The 19662-nt window shown below is 60.8% G+C and carries 16 protein-coding genes and 2 tRNA genes (1 of these 18 only partly in view); 17 read left to right on the top strand and 1 reads right to left on the bottom strand.

Features of this window, described 5'->3' with window-relative positions:
* A tRNA-Val gene (locus tag DW024_RS10100) sits at positions 1–58 on the bottom strand (it extends 71 nt beyond the left edge of the window).
* A 187-nt stretch (positions 59–245) separates the two neighbouring features.
* Between DW024_RS10100 and asnB the strand changes: the two genes are divergently transcribed.
* The 17 genes from asnB to DW024_RS07670 all read left to right on the top strand — a co-directional run bounded on the left by asnB (position 246) and on the right by DW024_RS07670 (position 19625).
* A complete protein-coding gene (gene asnB / locus DW024_RS07590; protein ID WP_117563808.1) occupies positions 246–2126 on the top strand; it encodes an asparagine synthase (glutamine-hydrolyzing) in 1881 nt (626 codons plus the stop codon).
* Positions 2127–2238: 112 nt separating this feature from the next.
* Positions 2239–3801: a Mur ligase family protein gene (locus tag DW024_RS07595; protein ID WP_118377382.1), complete on the top strand. Its 1563-nt coding sequence runs from the start codon at positions 2239–2241 to the stop codon at positions 3799–3801.
* Between the two features lie 107 nt (positions 3802–3908).
* A complete protein-coding gene (locus DW024_RS07600) occupies positions 3909–4820 on the top strand; it encodes an HAD family hydrolase (RefSeq protein WP_117635958.1) in 912 nt (303 codons plus the stop codon).
* A 51-nt stretch (positions 4821–4871) separates the two neighbouring features.
* On the top strand, positions 4872–5756 hold the full coding sequence (gene murI / locus DW024_RS07605) for a glutamate racemase (RefSeq protein ID WP_117716881.1): 885 nt from the start codon (positions 4872–4874) through the stop codon (positions 5754–5756).
* 54 nt (positions 5757–5810) lie between these two features.
* On the top strand, positions 5811–6536 hold the full coding sequence (rph, locus tag DW024_RS07610) for a ribonuclease PH (protein WP_118377383.1): 726 nt from the start codon (positions 5811–5813) through the stop codon (positions 6534–6536).
* A gap of 143 nt (positions 6537–6679) precedes the next feature.
* Positions 6680–7321 carry an RdgB/HAM1 family non-canonical purine NTP pyrophosphatase gene (gene rdgB, locus DW024_RS07615; protein ID WP_118377384.1) on the top strand — a complete coding sequence of 214 codons (642 nt, stop codon included), beginning with the start codon at positions 6680–6682 and terminating at the stop codon, positions 7319–7321.
* Positions 7322–7324: 3 nt separating this feature from the next.
* The gene (gene dtd, locus DW024_RS07620) at positions 7325–7771 is read left to right on the top strand and encodes a D-aminoacyl-tRNA deacylase (protein ID WP_118377385.1); all 447 of its coding nucleotides are present in this window, start codon (positions 7325–7327) and stop codon (positions 7769–7771) included.
* Positions 7772–7885: 114 nt separating this feature from the next.
* Entirely contained in the window at positions 7886–8182 is a 297-nt protein-coding gene (locus DW024_RS07625) for a Veg family protein (RefSeq protein ID WP_006234957.1), read from the top strand.
* A gap of 2 nt (positions 8183–8184) precedes the next feature.
* Positions 8185–9081: a 4-(cytidine 5'-diphospho)-2-C-methyl-D-erythritol kinase gene (ispE, locus tag DW024_RS07630; RefSeq protein WP_233506758.1), complete on the top strand. Its 897-nt coding sequence runs from the start codon at positions 8185–8187 to the stop codon at positions 9079–9081.
* A gap of 49 nt (positions 9082–9130) precedes the next feature.
* A tRNA-Pro gene (locus DW024_RS07635) sits at positions 9131–9207 on the top strand.
* Between the two features lie 112 nt (positions 9208–9319).
* Entirely contained in the window at positions 9320–9595 is a 276-nt protein-coding gene (gene tatA / locus DW024_RS07640; protein ID WP_022094895.1) for a twin-arginine translocase TatA/TatE family subunit, read from the top strand.
* A gap of 106 nt (positions 9596–9701) precedes the next feature.
* Positions 9702–10172: a transcription elongation factor GreA gene (greA, locus tag DW024_RS07645; RefSeq protein WP_006234960.1), complete on the top strand. Its 471-nt coding sequence runs from the start codon at positions 9702–9704 to the stop codon at positions 10170–10172.
* 79 nt (positions 10173–10251) lie between these two features.
* Positions 10252–12216, top strand: a complete 1965-nt coding sequence (gene lysS, locus DW024_RS07650) for a lysine--tRNA ligase (RefSeq protein WP_118377386.1) — start codon at positions 10252–10254, stop codon at positions 12214–12216.
* Positions 12217–12536: 320 nt separating this feature from the next.
* Positions 12537–14105: a threonine/serine exporter ThrE family protein gene (locus DW024_RS07655; RefSeq protein ID WP_199576948.1), complete on the top strand. Its 1569-nt coding sequence runs from the start codon at positions 12537–12539 to the stop codon at positions 14103–14105.
* Between the two features lie 313 nt (positions 14106–14418).
* Complete coding sequence (locus DW024_RS07660) at positions 14419–15012, top strand: DUF2798 domain-containing protein (protein WP_118328216.1); 594 nt, start codon at positions 14419–14421, stop codon at positions 15010–15012.
* A gap of 187 nt (positions 15013–15199) precedes the next feature.
* Positions 15200–17842 carry an ATP-dependent Clp protease ATP-binding subunit gene (locus DW024_RS07665; protein WP_118377387.1) on the top strand — a complete coding sequence of 881 codons (2643 nt, stop codon included), beginning with the start codon at positions 15200–15202 and terminating at the stop codon, positions 17840–17842.
* Positions 17843–18167: 325 nt separating this feature from the next.
* Complete coding sequence (locus DW024_RS07670; RefSeq protein WP_118377388.1) at positions 18168–19625, top strand: aminoacyl-histidine dipeptidase; 1458 nt, start codon at positions 18168–18170, stop codon at positions 19623–19625.
* Positions 19626–19662 lie beyond the last annotated feature (37 nt).

The raw sequence follows: 19662 nt of genomic DNA on the forward strand, positions 1-19662 counted from the left end.
TCGAACCCCCAGCCTTGTGCGTGTAAAGCACCTGCGCTAACCGTTGCGCCAATCGCCCGTGCGGAGAGAGTATAGCAAAACAATCGCCTCATTCACCTCATATCCATTAAAGGTAACCGGCGCGTGTCGGCGCGGAGCTGATTCAGTTGAGATTGCCTGAACATTCCGCCCCTCTTTACGCCCTCGGGTATACTCAAAAGCTACTGATTCGATTTGATACCCAGCAACAGCAGAGGGGATAGTATATGTGCGGTTTTGTCGGTTTTGTCGGTGGGACGGATAACCAATCCGAGGTGCTCACCAAGATGATGGACCGCATCGTCCATCGTGGTCCCGACATGGGCGGCCAGTTTATCGACGGCCGCGTTGCCCTGGGCTTCCGCCGCCTGTCGATCCTCGACCTGACCGAGGCCGGCGCTCAGCCCATGGCCAATGAGGACGGCAGCGTCGTTATCGTCTTCAACGGCGAGATCTACAACTTCCAGGAGCTTCGCTCCGAGCTCGAGGCCAAGGGCTATAAGTTCCACTGTGGAGCCGACACCGAGAGCCTCCTGCACGGCTACGAGGAGTGGGGCGAGGCCGTACTCGATCGCCTGCGCGGCATGTACGCCTTCGTCATCTGGGACAAGAAGAAGAACAAGCTTTTTGGCGCCCGCGACATCTTTGGCATCAAGCCGCTCTACTACTATCCCATGGCCGATGCGGGCGACGGCGCTCCGGGCGTGCTCTTTGGCTCCGAGATCAAGAGCTTCCTGGACTACCCGCACTTCCACAAGGCGGTCAACAAAAAGGCCCTGCGTCCGTACATGACGCTGCAGTATTCGGCAACCGAGGAGACTTTCTTCGAGGGTGTCTACAAGCTGCCGCCGGCGCATTACTTTACCGTAGACATCCCGACCGGCAAGATGAACATCGAGCGCTATTGGGATTGCGATTACTCTGCCGTCGAGAAGCCGTTCGAGGAGTACGTCGACGAGCTGGACGAGGTCGTGCACGAGAGCGTCGAGGCCCATCGCATCGCTGATGTTAAGGTCGCTTCGTTCCTCTCCGGCGGCGTCGACTCCAGCTATATCGCCGCTTGTCTCATGCCCGACAAGACCTTCTCGGTGGGCTTCGATTACAAGAATTTCAACGAGACCAACTACGCCAAGGAACTTTCTGACAAGCTCGGCGTCGAGAATGTCCGCAAGATGATAACCGCCGACGAGTTCTTCGGTGCGCTCGAGGACATCCAGTATCACATGGACGAGCCGCAGTCCAACCTGTCTTCCGTGCCGCTGTGGTTCTTGGCCGAGATGGCCCGCAAGGACGTCACCGTCGTGCTTTCGGGCGAAGGCGCCGACGAGCTCTTTGGCGGCTACGCCTACTACGAGGACACGGTCCCAGTCCGCAAGTACAAAAAGATGGTGCCGCTGCCCATCCGTCGCGCGCTCGGTAACCTGGCGCTGCATATGCCGTACTTCAAGGGCCATAACTTCCTGGTCAAGGGTGCCGAGATCCCTGAGAAGTCGTTCCTGGGACAGGCTCTGGTATGGCCGGAGCGCGAGGTCGACGGCGTGCTCAAGCCCGAGTACAACACCGGCGATGGCGCCTTCGAGCTTGCCGCTCCCATCTATGCGCGCGTGAAGGGTCAGCCCGAGCTGGTCAAGAAGCAGTACCTGGACATGAACATGTGGCTTCCGGGCGACATTCTGCTCAAGGCCGACAAGATGTGCATGGCGCACTCGCTGGAGCTGCGCGTGCCCTTCCTGGACCGCAAAGTCATGGAGTTCGCCGAGCACATTCCCGACCGCTACCGCATCAACGAGAACGGCAACAAACAGGTACTCCGCCACGCTGCCAACAAGTCGCTGCCCGATGAGTGGGCCACCCGTCCCAAGGTGGGCTTCCCGGTGCCGATTGTCTACTGGCTGCGCGAGCAAAAGTGGTACGACTATGTCAAGGAGTACTTCACCGCGCCGTGGGCAAGCGAGTTCTTCGATACCGACGAGCTCATGCACCTGCTCGATCTGCACTTTGCGGGCAAGGGCGATTTCCAGCGCAAGATCTATACGCCGCTCGTGTTCCTGGTGTGGTACAAGCGCTTCTTTATCGACGAGGACCAGCCCGCTGTTCAGGCTGCCTAGCCTCGGCTTACGAACGCCTGCGCGTAACGGCTCCTCCGGGAGCCGTTTTTGCGTGGGTGCGTTTCAGTTACTATAAAAACCGTCCCTGCCAAATGGCTGAGAAAGGTGAAAGATGCACCATTCGGATTCCGCGACCGTGACCACGGTCGATACGCTTGCCAAGCTTCTCGATGTGTGCGGCGAGCTGCGCGCATCAGAGCAGGTTGACGAGCGTGCCGTGACCGGCTGCTCGTTTGATTCGCGCGCGGTCTCGGCAGGTGACGTGTTCTTTTGCAAAGGCGCTGCCTTTAAGCCCGCGTTTTTGAGCATGGCGCTCGATTCGGGCGCCGTCGCATTTGTGTGCGAAGAGTCGCTGGTCGAGTCTCTGGAGCCGCTGGTGAAAGAGAACGGTGCTGCGATGCTGGTTGTTGATAGCGTACGCACGGCGATGGCGCTGTTGCCGCCCGAGGTCTACGACCGTCCCGACCACGACGTTAAGATCGTGGGCATCACCGGTACCAAGGGAAAGACCACGGCCGCTTTTATGCTCCAGTCCATCATCAAGGCGGCGGGCGAGTCCTGCGGCATGATCGGCTCGGTGAACACCGACGATGGTATCGAGTGCTACGAGAGCACCAATACTACGCCCGAGGCCCCCGAGGTCTGGCGCCATATCGCCAACTGCCGTGAGTCCGGTCGCCAGTCCATGGTCATGGAGGTCTCGAGCCAGGCACTCAAGTACCAACGCGTCGAGAATCTGCCGTTTGACGTGGCGTGCTTCCTCAACATCGGCCGTGACCACATCTCGCCGATCGAACACCCCACGTTTGAGGATTATTTTGAGAGCAAACTCAGGATCTTTGACCAGGCGAAGACCGCCGTGGTGAATCTGGGCACCGAAGAGGTTGACCGTGTGTTGGAGGCAGCGTCGACGGCCGAGCGCTTGGTGACCGTTGGCGTCGAGCATCCCGAGGCAAGCCTGTGGGCGAGCGATGTGCGCATGGTCGGCTTTAACATCGAGTTTAACCTGCATGGCCTGTGTGCCGACGAGTCCGAGGCGGGGGAGAAGGTCCTGCTGGGCATCGCGGGCGACTTTAACGTGGAAAACGCGCTGGTCGCTATCGCCGCTGCGCACGAGATCGGCATCGGTATCGATGCCATCAAGAAGGGCCTCTCCAAACTGCGTGTGCCGGGCCGTATGGAGGTCGTGGAGTCGAAGGACGGCCGCGTGATCTGCGTCGTTGACTATGCGCACAACCAGCTTTCGTTCCGTTCGCTTTTCTCGTCGGTCAAGCGCGCGTTTCCCACTAGTCCAGTCATTGCAGTGTTTGGCGCTGCCGGCGGCAAGGCGCAGGAGCGCCGCGAGCAGCTTCCGCGCGAGGCCGCACCATATTCCGACCTGATGATCTTTGCCAACGAGGACCCGGCTCACGAGGACCCGATGAAGGTCTGTCGCGAGCTTGCCGAGCATGTTCCCGACGATACGCCGAACAAGATCATCCTCGACCGCGAAGCCGCTGTGCATGCGGCGTTCAAGGCGGCGCGCGAGGAGTACGTCAACCCCGATGCTCCCACCATTGTCTTGCTGCTGGCAAAGGGTGACGAGGAGCTCATGCACGTGGGCGACGAGTTCGTGCCCATCGAGAGCGACCTTTCGCTGGCCAATCGCCTGATCGATGTTACCCAGTTTGACTAATGAACCATGATGGCGGCGGCGCCCTGAGTGCGCTGTCGCCATAAGCGTGTTCCCTCAATCAAAACATGCCGTCCAAGTCCAAACCCTTCTACGTAAACGGAGTAACCATGTCCCACAACACCCTGCCGACCGTTGCCGAGCTTTCGGGCGAGATGCGCGAGCGCTTGGCCAAGGTCAAGTACGTCTTTACCGACCTGGATGCCACGATGCTCGCGCCCGGCTCGTGCGTGCTGCGCGACAACGACGGTAACCCCTCGACCAAACTCGTCGAGGCCGTCGTGGCACTTGCCCGCGCTGGTATTCAGGTGGTTCCCACCTCGGGCCGCAACCGTACCATGATCCACGAGGATGCGCGCGTGCTCGGCCTCAACTCCTACATCGGTGAGATGGGCGGCCTGGTCATGTACGACCTCAAAGCCAACGATTGGGAGTATCTGACTGGCGACATGCCTTACGACCCCGCCTGCGGCCTTACTCCGCACCAGGTGATCGAGCAGACCGGCGTGTGCGAGAAGATTCTTGCCCGCTGGCCGCACAAGATCGAGTATCACAACGACATGTCGACCGGCTACAAGTACCGCGAGGTCACCGTCGGCATGCGCGGCGATGTGCCCGACAATGAGGTCCAGGCCATCCTGGACGAGGCCGGCTGCGGCCTGGTGTGGGCCTGTAACGGTCACCTGACGCATCTGTCCAAGCCGACGACGCTCGAGCTCGATCGCGTCGAGGACGGTCGCGCGTTTAACATCAATCCCGCCGGCCTCAACAAGGGCGTTGCCATCGCGCGCTTCTGCGAGCACCTGGGGATTGAGCGCGAGGAGACGCTCGCGCTCGGCGATTCCGAGTCCGACTTCTACATGGCCGATCACGTGGGCACGTTCTGCCTGGTCGAGAATGGCCTGACGAGCGCCGGCGCGCCCGAGTTCCTGGCTGCTTGCGAGAACGCTTTCGTTACGCGCGGCAAAATTGTCGACGGTTGGGCGGCGACGGCAGAGCTGCTGGTCGCGGCGCGTTCGTAGCGCGGCGTCGCCGCACTTGGACATGTCTTTTCGAGAGAGACTGGTGAGGTAATGTCCGATATCGAGAATCCGACAGGCGACACGCGCCCGATTGGCGTGTTCGATTCTGGTTTGGGCGGTCTGACGGTTGCGCGCGCCATCGCGACGGCGCTGCCGCATGAGTCCGTCTACTACTTCGGCGACACCAAACGCTGCCCCTACGGCACGCGCACCGAGGATGAGGTGCGCTCGTTTGCGTTGCAGGCGGGCCGTTGGCTGTCGAAGCACGACGTCAAGATTATGGTCATCGCCTGCAACACGGCGACAGCTGCGGCCTTGCGTCTGGCCCAGCAGGTGCTCGACGTTCCCGTGATCGGCGTGATCGCGCCGGGTGCCCGTGCGGCAATCAACAGCACCCGCACGCGTCGCGTGGGCGTGCTCGCCACCAACCTCACCATTCGCTCGGGCGCTTACACGCGCGCCATCCAGGACCTAGATGCCGGCGTCGACGTATACGGCTGCCCCGCCTCGAGCTTTGTCGAGGTTGTCGAACACGAGCTCGCCTCGGGTGCGCATCTGCAAGAGCAGTGGCTTGAGAACGAGGACATCTTCGATACGCCTGCCGTGCGTGCGCTGGTGGGTGCCACGGTTGAGCCGCTGCGCGACCACGGTATCGATACCGTGGTGCTCGGCTGTACGCATTTTCCGCTGTTGGTGGGACCTATCCGTCATGCGCTGGGGCCTGGGGTGCGCGTCGTGAGTTCCGCCGAGGAGACCACGCGCGAGCTGACCGATATCCTCACGCGCCGCGAGCAGCTGGCGGGCGACGCCGCCGAGCCGCAGCATCGTTTTGCCACGACGGCCGATAACATTGCCGAGTTTGCGGTGGCGGGCAGCTTTATCTTTGGTCAGCCGCTCAAGAGCATTGAGCATATCGATATCGATGAGCTGAAATAGATGTAAGGCCGCCGCCAAAGCCTTCGCCACATTTTTTGCCGAAAGGATCTTTCTATGGAGTACATGCAGGTCAACCGCGCCAACGGCCGCGCCGCCAACGAGTTGCGTCCCGTTAAGCTCACCCGTGGCGTCATGAAGCACGCCCACGGTTCGTGCCTGGCCGAGTTCGGCGACACGCGCGTGCTGTGCGCCGCCACTATCGAGGAGGGCGTGCCGGGCTGGCGAAAGGGAGCTAAGGCCGGTTGGGTGACCGCGGAATACGCCATGCTGCCGACGTCGACCGGCAAGCGCTGCAAGCGCGAGCACGCCAACCGCAAAGGCCGCTCCATGGAGATCGAGCGCCTCATTGGTCGCAGCCTGCGTACCGTCGTCAACATGAAGGTGCTCGGCGAGTACACCGTCACCGTCGACTGCGACGTGATCCAGGCCGATGGCGGTACGCGTACGGCGAGCATTACCGGCGCCTGGGTGGCGCTGCACGACGCCCTTGCCATGTGGGTCGAGGCGGGTAAGCTCGAGCGCATCCCGCTCACGGGCCAGGTTGCTGCCATCTCTATGGGCGTTGTCGACGGCAACACCCTGCTTGACCTCGATTATTCCGAGGACAGCCACGCCGAGGTCGACATGAACCTTGTCGCCACCGATACCGGTGAGATGATCGAGCTCCAAGGCACTGGCGAGCAGGCGCCCTTCGACCGCAAGCGCCTTAATGCCCTGCTCGATTTGGGCGACAAGGGCATTGCCGAGCTCATCGAGCTCCAGCGCCAAGCCCTCGCCTAACCTGCCAAAAAGGGACAGGTTTATTTTGGCAGGTTTTATCTGGGAAAACGTCGAAGTATAAGACTGCCGCTGATTAAGAGGGGGAGAGGCCGAGGCCTCGTCGTCCTCAACACGGCATTGCTATAGAGACAAGGAGGCCAGCTGTGGCACTTGAGAAGATCGACATCGACACCCTCGACCCGGCGGCGACCATCGTCGTGGCAACGGGCAACGCCCATAAGCTCACCGAGATCGAGGCCATTTTGGGGAAGGCTATGCCCGAGGTTCGCTTTGTGGCGTTGGGTCAGCTGGGTGATTTTGAGGACCCCGAGGAAAACGGCACGACGTTTTTGGAGAACGCCATCATCAAGGCGCAGGCTGCCGTCGAAGAGACGGGGCTCATGGCCATTGCCGACGATTCGGGCCTGGTCGTCGACGCGCTGGACGGTGAGCCCGGTGTGTATAGCGCGCGCTACGCGGGCGTTCACGGCGACGATGCCGCCAACAATGCCAAGCTGCTCGTGAATCTGGAGGGCGTGGCCGACGAGGACCGCACTGCGCGCTTTATGAGCGTCGTCGCGCTCATCGACACGGACGGTTTGGTCACCTATGGTGAGGGCGCCTGCGAGGGCGTTATCGCGCACGAGGGCCGCGGCGATCACGGCTTTGGCTACGACCCGCTGTTCCTGCCGGTCGACACGCCGGGTAAGACCATGGCCGAGCTGACGGCGGACGAGAAGAACGCCATCAGCCATCGATTCCATGCGCTCGAGCACCTATCCGCCAAACTGACGGGCGAGGAGTAGGCCGTGCGTGCGGTGGTGCAGCGCGTGCTCAACGCCGGCGTGACGGTCGACGGCGAGTGCGTGGGCAAAATTGGGCGCGGCTATCTGGTGCTGCTGGGCGTGGGCCACGGCGACACGCGCGCCGAGGCCGATAAGCTGTGGAGCAAGCTCCGGGGCTTGCGCATTAACGAGGACGAGAACGGCAAGACCAACCTGGCACTTGCCGATGTCGAAGGCGAGGTACTCGTGGTGTCGCAGTTCACGCTGTTCGCCGATTGCCGTCACGGCCGCCGCCCATCGTTTACGGATGCCGGCGCCCCCGATGTCGCCAACGAGCTCTACGAGTACTTCCTGACGCTTGTGCGCGAGGACGTCGAGCACGTAGCGCATGGCATCTTCGGCGCCGACATGAAGGTCGACCTCGTCAACGACGGTCCATTCACCATCGTTCTGGACACAGACAATCTGTAAGTAGCCAAATTAGCTACTTGCGCGTGGTCGCAACAGGGTGCTATAGTATTAGAGTTTTGTCTATCTTAGGGGTATTATCCCCTTTTTGAATTGCATCTTCTGGAGGCCCTGTTCATGGAAGAGATGGAAGTCAATCACGTCGACGACATCCACGAGAAGCTGACCGATATGGTGGGCGATCGCGTTAAGGTGAAGGCCAACATGGGCCGCACCCGCGTCGTCGAGCGCATGGGCACCATCAAGAGCGTCCATCCGGCAGTCTTTATCGTCGAGGTTGACGAGCGCCGCGGCCGCAAGTCGCGTCAGTCCTACCAGTATATCGATGTCCTCACCGGTCAGGTCGAGCTGTTCGACCCCGAGAGCGGCGAGCATATCTTTACCCCGCTCGGCAATCAGCTCGAGGAGCACTAGCGGTGACCGATCGGTCCCTGACTCTTTCCGCGCCGGCAAAGATTAACCTCTACCTGGGGGTTCATACCGAGCGCGATGACCGCGGCTACCACAGGGTCGATTCCCTGATGGCAGCCGTCGGTCTTTCCGATTCCGTGACGGTCGCGCCGGCGCAGGCGCTGACCGTCCAGACGGTTCCGGCATCAGATTTTCCCATGCAAAAGAATACGGCGTATCGGGCTGCGGTTGCTATGGCCGAGCATTATGGTCGCGAGGCAAACATCTGCGTGATGATTGAGAAGCGCATTCCATTGTGCGCCGGCTTGGGCGGCCCCTCGACGGATGCGGCCGCGGTCATTGTCGCCTTGGCGGAGCTCTGGGGAATTGATCGCACCGACCCCGCGCTCGACGACATTGCGCGGGGTATTGGTGCTGACGTCCCGTTCTTTTTGCACGCGAGCCCTGCGTTCTACGTAGGTGGGGGAGACGTGCTGGCAACTGAGTATCCCGCGCTGCCCGCAACGCCCGGCGTGTTGGTCAAGCCGCGCGAGGCAAGCGTTTCGACAATTGAAGCCTATCGACGTTTTGACGAGGCTCCGGTGCCTGCAGACAAGCCCGGCGCGATCGCATCTGCCCTTCGCTCGGGAGACGCAGAGGCGGCCTACGCGCTCGTCCACAACAACCTGGGTGCCATTTCCGCACAGATGGAGCCGCAGATTCAAATGGTTCTCGATTGGCTGCGTAAACAGGACGGCACCGTTGCTGTAGATGTGTGCGGATCGGGTGCCTGCTCATTTGCCATTTGCGACACCGCCGCCACGGCCGAAAGGCTTGCCGACGCTGCCCAGCAAAACGGCTGGTGGTCCTGCGCGACGGAGCTCATTCCCAACACGGTTCAAATCGACGCGCCAAAGAAATAAAATTTTCTCTAGCACGCGGCGAAAATCTTTGTTACTATAGTCGAGCTAACGGGTTGTGGCTCAGTTTGGTAGAGCACTGCGTTCGGGACGCAGGGGTCGCTGGTTCAAATCCAGTCAACCCGACCAGAGCATGAGGAGGGACCGCTTCTTGCGGTCCCTTTTTTTAGCTATTGTTGTGATACCGCGATACCCGCGGTATACTCATTCGAGCTTGTCTCGCTGTATTGTGGAGGTCTAAATGTTTGGACTGAGGGCTCCTGAGCTCATCATTATTCTCGTCGTTGTCCTGATTATCTTCGGGCCCAAGAACCTGCCGAAGCTCGGCAAGTCCCTCGGCTCTACCGTCAAGAATATCCGTGAGGGTATGGAGGGCGACGATAAGGCCGAGACCAAGCAGGCCGAGGAGGTCGTGGTCGAGCAGTCCGAGGAGGACAAGGAGATCGCTGAGCTCGAGGCCAAGCTCGCTGCTGCCAAGAAGAAGCAGGCAGAGGACAGCGACGCGGACGCAGAGTAGTCCCATCCCTTTGGGGTGAGCACCTGACCGGCTTGCCCGCAGGCTAGCCGGTCTTTTTCGTTTTGTTGACAGTTGATTGTTTGATCAGAGTTGGGGAGATATCCGTATGGACGCAAGCCAGATCGTACTGACCGCTGAGGGCCGCCAGAAGCTCGTCGAGGAGCTCGCTTGGCGTGAGGGCGATTACGCCAAGGAGATCGTCGAGGACATCAAGGAAGCCCGCGCGTTCGGCGACCTTTCGGAGAACTCCGAGTACGACGCCGCCAAGGACAAGCAGGCCCAGAACGCCGCTCGTATTGCCGAGATCCAGGCCATCCTCGCCAACGCTCAGGTTGCTGCCACCACAGGTGATCTGACCGTCTCCATCGGTTCCACCGTTTCGCTGATTGATCCCAACGGCGAGGTCATGGAAGTCACGCTCGTCGGTACCACCGAGACCAACTCGCTCGAGCACAAGATTTCCAACGAGTCTCCGGTCGGTCACGCCATCATCGGTCACGGCGAGGGCGACTCCGTCGAGGTCGTTACGCCTTCCGGCAAGACTCGCGTCTACACCATCGCCAAGATTGCACGCTAGACCACGGTCCCGCGTAAAGGTTTGTTTTCGCTCCCTGGGACCGAATCCTGGGGAGCGTTTTAGTTTGAGGAGCTAACTTATGGCAGAGAACCAGAACGCCGCAGATCAGGCATCGACGCTCAACGACGAGCGCGCCACCCGCCTGGCCAAGCGCGCCGCCCTGTTCGAGGCGGGCCAGAACCCCTATCCCGAGCACTCTGAGCTTGAGGACTACGTTGCCGATATCGAGGCTAAGTACGCCGAGCTTGCCGATGGCGAGGACACCGAGGACGTCGTGAAGATCGCCGGCCGTGTGGTCGCCAAGCGCGGTCAGGGCAAGATCATGTTCATCGTCGTACGCGATGCGACTGCCGAGATTCAGCTGTTCTGCCGCATCAACGACATGGACGAGGCCGCCTGGAATACGCTCAAGTCCCTCGACCTGGGCGACATCCTGGGCGTGACCGGCGTGGTTGTGCGCACCCAGCGCGGCCAGCTTTCCGTTGCCCCTAAGAGCGCGACCCTGCTTGCCAAGGCCGTTCGTCCGCTGCCCGAGAAGTTCCACGGTCTTTCCGACAAGGAGACCCGCTATCGCCAGCGCTATGTTGACCTGATCGCCAACGACGACGTTCGCGAGACCTTCCGTAAGCGTTCGCAGATTCTCTCCACCTTCCGTCGCTTTATGGAGTCCGACGGCTACATGGAGGTCGAGACCCCCATCCTGCAGACCATCCAGGGCGGCGCTACTGCCAAGCCGTTCATCACGCACTTCAACGCGCTCGATCAGGAGTGCTACCTGCGCATTGCTACCGAGTTGCACCTCAAGCGCTGCATCGTCGGCGGTTTTGAGCGCGTGTTCGAGATCGGCCGTATCTTCCGTAACGAGGGCATGGACCTTACCCACAATCCCGAGTTCACCACGATGGAGGCCTACCGTGCCTTCTCCGACCTCGAGGGTATGAAGGCGCTCGCCCAGGGTGTCATTAAGGCGGCTAACAAGGCCATCGGCAACCCCGAGGTCATCGAGTACCAGGGCCAGACCATCGACCTTTCTGGTGAGTGGGCCAGCCGTCCCATGACCGACATCGTCTCCGACGTGCTCGGCAAGCAGGTCACCATTGACACGCCGGTCGAGGAGCTTGCTGCCGCCGCGCGCGAGAAGGGCCTGGAGATTAAGCCCGAGTGGACCGCCGGCAAGATTATCGCCGAGATTTACGATGAGCTGGGCGAGGACACCATCGTCAACCCCACGTTCGTGTGCGATTACCCCATCGAGGTCAGCCCGCTTGCCAAGCGCTTTGAGGACGACCCGCGTCTGACGCACCGCTTTGAGCTGGTTATTGCCGGTCACGAGTACGCCAACGCGTTCTCCGAGCTCAACGACCCGGTCGACCAGGCTGAGCGCTTTGCTGCCCAGATGGCCGAGAAGGCCGGCGGCGACGACGAGGCCATGGAGTATGACGAGGACTACGTGCGCGCCCTCGAGTACGGTATGCCTCCCGCGGGCGGCATCGGCATCGGCATCGACCGCGTGGTCATGCTGCTCACCAACCAGGCTTCCATCCGCGACGTGCTGCTGTTCCCGCACATGAAGCCCGAGAAGGGTTTCCAGTCCGGTGCCGCTGCCGCCAAGGCTGCCGAGGCCGGCAACGCCGCGAGCCCCTTCGTCAAGCCGCTCAAGCCCACGGTTGATTATTCCAAGATTGCCGTCGAGCCGCTGTTTGAGGAGTTCGTCGACTTTGATACCTTCTCCAAGAGCGACTTCCGCGCCGTGAAGGTCAAGGCATGCGAGGCCGTCAAGAAGTCCAAGAAGCTGCTGAACTTTACGCTCGACGACGGCACCGGCACCGACCGTACCATCCTCTCCGGCATTCACGGTTATTATGAGCCCGAGGACCTGGTCGGCAAGACCTTGCTCGCCATCACCAATCTGCCGCCGCGCAAGATGATGGGCATTCCCAGCTGCGGCATGCTCATCAGCGCTATCCACGAGGAGGAGGGCGAGGAGCGTCTCAATCTGATCCAGCTCGACGCTTCCATCCCCGCCGGCGCAAAGATGTACTAACTAGTTACGCGGTTCTACGAACCGCGTAACGGCTCGACGCTGCGCGGGCCGCATTTGGACAATCTGACGTTCAACTTCAAGGGCGCGACCAGAAGGTCAGCGCCCTTTCGTTTCACGTCACCTTGTCTCAAATGCGGCCCGCTCGCTGACGTTGCCAATACATCGGCGTTGCCTTGGCCGTCAATAGTCATTGGGGACGTTCTTAAACGACTACCCAACGGCTATTGAGCACATGGCTCGCATGGCAGCCGTCTCTTTTATGTTTCCTTTAGCCGTCGCTGCCTAGGATGGGGGTTAGTCGGTAGGAAGGGAGCGTCTATATGGACGACGCGAGCGAGCGTGCAATCGAAGAGGACATGCTCGATCAGTTCAATTACTTTGACGATGAGGATGAGGAGCTAATCGATCGTCGCGAGCCGGCATCGCTTGACTCATTTGATCTGGTCGATGAAGAGACTGATGAGGTTGAGGACGAATCAACGGAGCCCCCACAGTCTTCGCGTCTTGACTCGCTGCTTTCGAGAGCCCCCATGCACCACGGTGTTCGTGCCGGCGCACTCCATATGAAAACAGACTGGCACCAGATCGTGACGGCAGGCGATGAGCTTGCCGTCGATGCGCCGCTCACCGATAAGTCATCCATCATCTGCCGCACCGGTATGCTTATGCTCGCGAGCGGAACGGGTGCCTGGCGTGTACGCGATACCATGAATCGCGTTGCCGCCGTACTCGGTGTCACCGTCCACGTTGACTTAAGTCTTCTGTCGTTTGAGTGCACCTGCATCGAAGATGGCCACTGCTTTAACGAGGTTGTCAGCCTGCCCACAACGGGAGTCAATACCCATCGCATTTGGATGATGGAGAGCTTCCTAAAGGAAATCGAGACGTATGGGCGCCGGTTTACCGTGCACGAATACCACGAGATGCTCAAGACCGTTGAGAGTTCAAAACCCGATTACTCTCCCTGGCAACAGGGCCTTGCGGCAGCTTGTGCTTGCGGCGCCTTCGTCTTTTTGCTCGGCGGCGGCCCTATCGAGATGGCCTGCGCATTCGTAGGCGCTGGTGTCGGCAACTTTGCTCGCTCTCATATTCTCAAGCAGGGTCTTGGCCAGTTTAGCGCGCTGACGATTGGCGTTGCGCTCGCTTGCGTTTCGTATCTGCTGGCATTGCTCGGCCTTGGCCAGGTCGTACCGGGGGCAATGTCGCACCAAGAAGGCTATATCGGCGCCATGCTCTTTGTGATTCCCGGCTTTCCCCTCATTACGGCAGGCCTCGACATCGCTAAGCTCGATATGCGAAGCGGCATTGAGCGTCTTTCGTATGCCGTGTCGATTATTGTGATGGCGACCCTTGTGGGCTGGATGGTTGCCGAGTGTGTGGGGCTGGCACCGGATGACTTTGTCCCGCTCGGGCTCTCACCGTTGGCTCTTACACTCTTGCGTGTGGTGATGAGCTTCGTCGGTGTATTTGGCTTCTCGGTTATGTTCAACAGCCCGGTAAAGATGGCCGCGGCAGCTGGGCTGATCGGCGCCGTGTCCAATACCTTGCGCCTTACGCTCGTCGATGCGCCGACGCTGTTTCCCTTTCTGGGCCTGAGCGTAGGTATGCCTCCCGAGGCGGCAGCGTTTATTGGCGCGCTGGTATCGGGGCTGCTCGCGAGCTTAGCCGAAATCAAGCTCACCTACCCACGTATCGCCCTCACGGTGCCATCGATTGTCATTATGGTGCCGGGCTTGTATCTGTATCGCTCGATGTATTACATGTGCACCTTCGACACGGTCAATATGCTCGGCTGGTTTGTGCGTGCAGTGCTCATTGTGGCGTTTCTGCCCGTTGGCCTGGGCGTGGCGAGAACCCTCACCGACTCTCGCTGGCGCCACACCAGCTAATTGGTGCAAGGGGGACAGGTTGCTTTGCACCAAATGAGTTGCGGTGAAATAGGGACTGAATTGCTGCTTAAAGGGTCAAAACAGTCCGTATTCCACTGCAACTTATGGGGTCGGGGGATTATTGGTGCCCCGCATCTTCACAAACTCAACGCTTACGAAGCGCGGGGTTTTCGTGCTAGGCTGGTTCCACCACATAAGTAGTCGCAGACGCACGTATCACGGGCGGGCGAGATGAAGTCCCAACAGCTCCATCTCGTCCGCCCGTTTTTGTTGCGTGGTGCCGCGGCGTAACACAGAAAGGATTTTGCCCTTTATGCCTATCAACAAACGAGAGAGCCTGCTGTTCACCTTTATCATGTGCTTTTGCATGGTGCTCTGGATGAGCATCTACAACGTTGCCCTGCAGCATGGGGCCATTAACGGCGAGGTTGTTGCCGCCGCGTGGCTCGGCTTCCCCGTTGCCTACGTTTTTGCCATGTGCTGCGACTGGTTTGTCGCCAGCCCGCTCGCCAAGGGTTTCGCCTTTAAATTCCTGGTCACGCCGGGCAAGAGTTCGCCGCTTGCCATGACGCTCGCCGTCAGCTCCTGCATGGTCGTTCCTATGGTCATCATCATGTCGCTCTACGGTGCGTGCGAGGGCCTGTTCCACATGCCCGGCGGCCCGCTCGCCAACCTGCAGCTGCTGCCGATGATGTGGCTCGTTAACATTCCGCGCAACTTTATCATGGCCCTGCCCTGGAACCTGCTGGTGGCCGGTCCGGTTGCTCGCTTTGTCTTCCGCCGCGCCTTCCCCATGGGCACGGTCTTTGCCGAGCCGCACATGGAGCTCGTGCGCATGCCGGGCGCTCCCGTTGCCGATGCCGTCAATGACGTTACCGAGGACATGGGCGCCGAGCCCGCCTGCTAGACAGCAGCTCAAAACCAAACCGCCAAACGGACCCGAGCAATTCCTTTTTTGTAGACGTTGTCGCACGGCTACGGGCGGGAAAGGTCCCAACGGTTAACATATACTCCATATGGGTAAAGAGACCAAAGCGCTGCCGCGGGGCGGCGCTTTGCGTTTGAAAAAACTAGCTCGTCTAAGAGGAACTAGCATGTTAGACCGTTTTACCGATCGCGCGCGCAAGGTCATGTCCATGGCCAAGCAAGAGGCGCTCGATCTGCACTCAAATAAGGTGGGCACCGAGCACCTGCTGCTCGCGCTCGCTAAGGAGGACGAGGGTATTGCCGCCGAGGCACTGCGCTCGCTCGATATCTCCTACGATGACATCATGGATACCCTCAAAGAGGTCCAGACCACGGTTCCCGAGCCCTGTGAGGAGACCGAGGCGGCCAAGCTTGCCTTTACGCCGCTCGTTATTAGCGTGATGGAGCGTTCATTCCGCGTGGCGCGTGAGAACAACCAGACCTACGTGTCGACCGAGCACCTGCTCATCGGCATCGTCGAAGAGGGCAACGGCATGGCCATGGACATCCTCATGCGCCTGGGTGTGTCGTCCGCTTCCATTAAAAAGGCTATTGAGAAGCTTACCGCCAAGGACCAGGACAAGAAGCGCCCGCTCGCCGGAGCCGGCGCCGGTCGCCCCGGTGCGGGCCTGCCGTTCTTTAGCGGTTCGGACGCCTCGCAGCAAAAGGGGAGCGGCACCGACACGCTCAAGCAGTTCGCCACCAACCTCACGCAGAAGGCGCGCGACGGCGAGCTCGATCCCGTGATTGGCCGCGAAAAGGAAGTCCAGCGCATGATGGAGATCCTTTCGCGCCGCACCAAGAACAATCCGCTTATCCTGGGCGATCCCGGCGTGGGCAAGACGGCTATCGTCGAGGGCCTGGCGCAGCAGATTGCTGCTGGCAATGTGCCCGAGAATCTTATGAACCAGAATATCTGGACGCTCGATCTGCCGGGTCTTGTCGCGGGTGCCAAGTATCGCGGTGAGTTTGAGGAGCGCCTCAAGAACGTGATCCAGGAGGCGACCGAAGCCGACGACGTCATCTTGTTTATCGACGAGATGCACACCATCATCGGTGCCGGTTCTGCCGAGGGTTCTATCGATGCGAGCTCTATGCTCAAGCCCGTGCTCGCGCGCGGTGCTTTCCAGATCATCGGTGCCACCACGGCCGAGGAGTTCCGCAAGTACCTCACCAAGGACCCGGCCTTCGAGCGTCGCTTCCAGACCATTGATGTCGAGGAGCCGAGCGTCGAGGACACGGTCAAGATCCTGACCGCGCTCAAGCCGCGCTACGAGGAGCACCACCATGTGCGCTATACGCAGGGTGCTATCGAGGCCGCAGCGAACCTTTCCAACCGCTACATCCAGGATCGCTTCCTGCCCGATAAGGCCATCGACCTCATCGACGAGGCCGGTGCCCGCGCTCGCATCGCCGCGAATCGCGCGCCCGAGCCGGTGCGCGAGGCCGAGCATCGTATAGAGGAGCTCAAGGCCGCCGCGCAGGAGGCCACCGAGAGCGATGACATGAACAAGGCCGCCGAGATCACCGAGCAGCAGAAGGCCGCCGAGATTGAACTCGCCGAAGCCAAGGCCGCCTGGACCGCCGAGCTCGACGCCAGCCCGCTCACCATCGACGTGAGTCAGATTGCCGACATCGTGTCCGTGACCTCTGGCGTGCCGGTTTCCTCGCTCACCGAGAGCGAGAGCCGTCGCCTGCTGCAGACCGAAAGCGTGCTCAAGACCCGCATTATCGGCCAGGACGAGGCCGTCGAGGCCGTCGCCAAGGCCGTGCGCCGTAGCCGCTCGCCGCTCAAGGACCCGCGTCGTCCCGGCGGCAGCTTTATCTTCCTGGGTCCCACCGGCACGGGCAAGACCGAGCTCGCCAAGACGCTCGCCGAGTATCTCTTTGGCAGCAAGGACGCGCTCATCAGCTTCGACATGTCCGAGTTCGGTAGCGAGTTCGAGGTCTCCAAGCTCATCGGTAGCCCTCCGGGCTACGTCGGTCACGACGAGGGCGGCCAGCTCACCAAGGCCGTTCGTCGCCACCCGTACTCGGTCGTGCTGTTCGACGAGATCGAGAAGGCGCACCCCGATATCTTCAACATCTTGCTGCAGGTGCTGGAGGAGGGCCGCCTGACCGATAGCCAGGGCAAGACGATCGACTTCCGCAACACCGTGATCATCATGACGTCCAACGTGGGCGCCCGCGAGATTGCGCAGGATGCAAGCGTTGGCTTTGGCACCACCGGCGAGCAGGGCCTCACCTCGAGTGAGATCCGCGGCCGCGCCATGGGCGAGCTCAAGCGCCTGTTCCGCCCCGAGCTGCTCAACCGCATCGACGACATCGTGGTGTTCCAGAAGCTCTCGGGCGAGAATCTCACCAAGATCGCGCACCTGCTGGTGGACGACCTGCGTCAGCGTTTGATTGCCAACGGCATGAACATCAAGCTCACCGATGCGGCCTATGACAAGATCGTGGCCGAGGGCACCGACCTCACCAACGGTGCGCGTCCGCTGCGCCGTGCTATTCAAAAGCTCATCGAGGACCCGCTGTCCGAGGAACTTCTGGCCGGCGAGTGGGGCGAGGGCGATACCGTCCTGTGCGACGTGGCCGATGGCAAGTTTGTCTTTAGCCACGGCACGGGCGAGATTCCGGCACCGCGTCCGGCAGGTACGCTCGGTGGCGATACCACCCCGGCGGCACCGCACACTGGCAGCGCCGCGCCCGTGAGCGGCGGCGTGACCTCGGGCCCCGGCGGCATGATGCAAGCCGGTTCCGGCGCGCTGTAGGGCGTAACAAAACCTTGTGTCCACGAGGGCGTTCCAAAGGAGCGCCCTTTTTCTGTTGGAAAGCCCCCTTCGTTCAAAGTAGATCTCATTAAACATACCAATGGCGTATGCATAAACGCTGATCAAGCGTTGAGGTTGGTTGAAGGGTCCAACGTCCCTTCGGCACGGCCCGTCTAGCCTGCTTTATCTTAATAAAGTGGCGTTTCCCCGCCGTTAGCCGATGATGCGAGGGCGCTCGGCGTTTTCGACTGGTTTATGCACGCAAAGTCTGGGAATATACAAGTCGCATGTCTTACTGTCTAACCAGTTGCGCCAAGGAGGCACCATGGATTACAAGATTACCGGCTACGAGCCCGCCCGGCTGTTCCATTTCTTTGAGGAGGTCAGCGCGATCCCCCGTGGGTCTGGCAACGAGAAGGGCATCAGCGATTTCTTGGTTGCGTTTGCTAACGAGCACGGCCTCGATGTGTACCAGGACGAGGTCTACAACGTCATCATTCGCAAGCCCGCTTCTGCCGGCGCCGAGAATGCCCCGACCGTGATGTTGCAGGGCCACATCGATATGGTGTGCGACAAGTTGGGCTCTGTTGAGCACGACTTTACGACCGACGGTATCGACCTGGTCGTCAAGGACGGCGTCCTCACCGCTAACGGCACCACCCTGGGCGCCGACAACGGTATCGCCGTCGCTCTGATGCTCACTGTTCTCGATGGCGATTCGATCGTTCACCCCGCCCTCGAGTGCGTATTCACCACCGACGAGGAGACTGGCCTGGTCGGCGCCGAGACGCTCGACAAGTCCCAGATTAGCGCCCGCACCATGATTAACCTTGACTCCGAGGAAGAGGGCGTGGCCACCGTTAGCTGCGCCGGCGGCGTCGTCGTTACCTACACCTGCCCCATCGTGCGTGAGCACAAGACCGGCAGCACCCTCACGCTCGACATCTCCGGCCTGCTGGGCGGCCACTCCGGCAGCGATATCAACCTGGAGCGCGGCAACGGCAACCTTATCATGGCCCGCATCATCGACCGCCTGATGGTCGCCGGCGAGCCCGCTATCGTCAGCTTTAACGGCGGCACTAAGGACAACGCCATCAACCGTGAGTGCAAGGCCGAGCTGGTTTACGCCGACCACGCTGCCGCCGAGGCAGCGGCCGAGATCGCAAAGGGCATCATCGCCGACGTTACTGCCGAGCTCGAGGTCTTCGACCCCGGCTTTACCTGCACGGTTGAGATCGCCGACGACGCCGAGGTCGAGGCCATGGACCAGAAGTCCGCACTTGCCCTCATCCGCGCCCTGCGTCTTGCCCCTAACGGCGTGATTCGCCGCAACGTCGCCACCGACGGCTCCGTCGAGGTTTCCTCCAACATCGGTGTGGTCGCCACTTCTGACGACCAGGTCAAGATCATGCTGTCCCCGCGCTCCTCGATCACCTCGCTGCAGAACGAGTTCAAGGACCGCCTGCAGACGCTGGCCGATGTTCTGGGCTTCGACGCCAAGTTTGAGTTCGAGTATCCCGGCTGGAGCTATGCCGAGCATTCGCCGGTCCGCGACGTCTTTGTCGAGAGCTATCGTGAGCTCTTCGGCTCCGAGCTGCGCATCGAGTCCATCCACGCCGGCCTTGAGTGCGGCCTGTTCGCCGAGGCCCTGCACGGCCTGGACGCCATCGCCGTGGGCCCGACGCTCTCCGATGTCCACACCCCGGACGAGAGCATGGAACTCGCTTCTGCCGAGCGCTTCTACGAGCTGCTCATCGACGTCCTCAAGCGCCTCGCTGCGTAAAGGTTGCGCTAGCAGCAGTCCGAGCCACGTGCTGGCG

It is taken from the genome of Collinsella sp. AF37-9, assembly GCF_003475115.1.
Taxonomy (GTDB): Bacteria; Actinomycetota; Coriobacteriia; order Coriobacteriales; family Coriobacteriaceae; genus Collinsella.

Excerpts from the sequence above, each read along its gene's own strand:
- asnB (WP_117563808.1), top strand. The coding sequence starts at position 246 with ATGTGCGGTTTTGTCGGTTTTGTCGGTGGGACGGATAACCAATCCGAG.
- DW024_RS07595 (WP_118377382.1), top strand. The coding sequence starts at position 2,239 with ATGCACCATTCGGATTCCGCGACCGTGACCACGGTCGATACGCTTGCC.
- DW024_RS07600 (WP_117635958.1), top strand. The coding sequence starts at position 3,909 with ATGTCCCACAACACCCTGCCGACCGTTGCCGAGCTTTCGGGCGAGATG.
- murI (WP_117716881.1), top strand. The coding sequence starts at position 4,872 with ATGTCCGATATCGAGAATCCGACAGGCGACACGCGCCCGATTGGCGTG.
- rph (WP_118377383.1), top strand. The coding sequence starts at position 5,811 with ATGGAGTACATGCAGGTCAACCGCGCCAACGGCCGCGCCGCCAACGAG.
- DW024_RS07625 (WP_006234957.1), top strand. The coding sequence starts at position 7,886 with ATGGAAGAGATGGAAGTCAATCACGTCGACGACATCCACGAGAAGCTG.
- tatA (WP_022094895.1), top strand. The coding sequence starts at position 9,320 with ATGTTTGGACTGAGGGCTCCTGAGCTCATCATTATTCTCGTCGTTGTC.
- greA (WP_006234960.1), top strand. The coding sequence starts at position 9,702 with ATGGACGCAAGCCAGATCGTACTGACCGCTGAGGGCCGCCAGAAGCTC.
- lysS (WP_118377386.1), top strand. The coding sequence starts at position 10,252 with ATGGCAGAGAACCAGAACGCCGCAGATCAGGCATCGACGCTCAACGAC.
- DW024_RS07655 (WP_199576948.1), top strand. The coding sequence starts at position 12,537 with ATGGACGACGCGAGCGAGCGTGCAATCGAAGAGGACATGCTCGATCAG.
- DW024_RS07660 (WP_118328216.1), top strand. The coding sequence starts at position 14,419 with ATGCCTATCAACAAACGAGAGAGCCTGCTGTTCACCTTTATCATGTGC.
- DW024_RS07665 (WP_118377387.1), top strand. The coding sequence starts at position 15,200 with ATGTTAGACCGTTTTACCGATCGCGCGCGCAAGGTCATGTCCATGGCC.
- DW024_RS07670 (WP_118377388.1), top strand. The coding sequence starts at position 18,168 with ATGGATTACAAGATTACCGGCTACGAGCCCGCCCGGCTGTTCCATTTC.